General features: G+C 57.7%; 1 protein-coding gene. It reads right to left on the bottom strand.

The features are described 5' to 3' along the window. Window positions 1-1098, bottom strand: coding sequence for an IS630 family transposase (locus PIB16_RS26655; RefSeq protein ID WP_125269925.1), 1098 nt, complete (start codon window positions 1096-1098; stop codon window positions 1-3). Between the last annotated feature and the right edge of the window lie 68 nt (window positions 1099-1166).

Below are 1166 nucleotides of genomic sequence, written 5' to 3'. Positions count from 1 at the left end.
CTAGTCACCTGAATCTGAAGTTCGGCTCATTGTTTTCTGGCAGAATCGCTTGACCGAGGCGAGGATTTGGTCGGCGGACTTGACCCACTTGTATGGGGTGGGGTTCTCGTTGTGGGTTTCGATGAAGGCGTGGATGTCGGCTTCCAGTTCTGCGGTGGAACGATGTACGCCGCGCTGCAACTGCTTTCGCGTTAGCTCTGCAAACCACCGCTCGACCTGGTTGATCCAGGATGCTGAAGTTGGTGTGAAGTGAACATGCCAGTGTGGACGGCGAGCAAGCCAGGCCTTGATCCTCGGCGTCTTGTGGGTCGCATAGTTGTCCATCACTAGATGCACATCCGGTCCATTGGGCATTTCGGCGTCAATCCGCTTCAGGAAGTCGAGGAATTCGGTGGCCCGGTGACGCTTGTAGCAATGACCGATCACCGCACCAGTGGCAATGTCGAGCGCGGCGAACAGCGACGTTGTGCCATTGCGGACGTAGGTATGGGTGCGCCGTTCGGCGACACCCGGCGCCATGGGCAGAACGGGCTGCTCGCGATCCAATGCCTGGATTTGCGATTTCTCATCCACGCAAAGCACGACTGCCCGATCCGGCGGTGACATGTAAAGACCGACGATGTCTTGCACCTTGTCAACGAAGAGGGGATCGGAAGAAAGCTTGAATGTCTCGGCACGATGCGGCTGCAGACCAAATGCCGTCCATATCCGGCGGATGGTGGTGTGTGACAGCCCGCTGTCGGCAGCCATCGAACGAATGGACCAGTGCGTGGCATCCTTTGGAGTGGCATTCAATGTACGCTCGACGACCTCGGCAACCTGAGCATCAGAGACAGTTCGTGGCCGACCTGTCCGGTATTCGTCCGTCAGTCCTTCGATACCATCGTGTACGAACCGGCGGCGCCACTTGCCTACCGTGTGCTCGTGGACCCCGAGCCGCTCGGCTACATCCTTGCTCCGCAGACCCTGCGCGCACAGCAAGACCATTCGGCACCGATCCGACAAGGAGCGTGGCGCTTTATGCCGGCGCACCTGAGATTCGAGGAAATTTCTATCCTCGTCGCTCAGAACGACGAGGTCCGCCTGCCTGCCAACCATAAAACAAACTCCTGCTCTTGTGACAGAAGCTGAACAAAATGAGGCTTACTTTGGTTCCAGGTGACTAG

It is taken from the genome of Agrobacterium sp. ST15.13.015, assembly GCF_027871645.1.
Taxonomy (GTDB): domain Bacteria; phylum Pseudomonadota; class Alphaproteobacteria; order Rhizobiales; family Rhizobiaceae; genus Agrobacterium; species Agrobacterium leguminum.
This window is presented reverse-complemented; position numbering and strand designations above follow the sequence as displayed.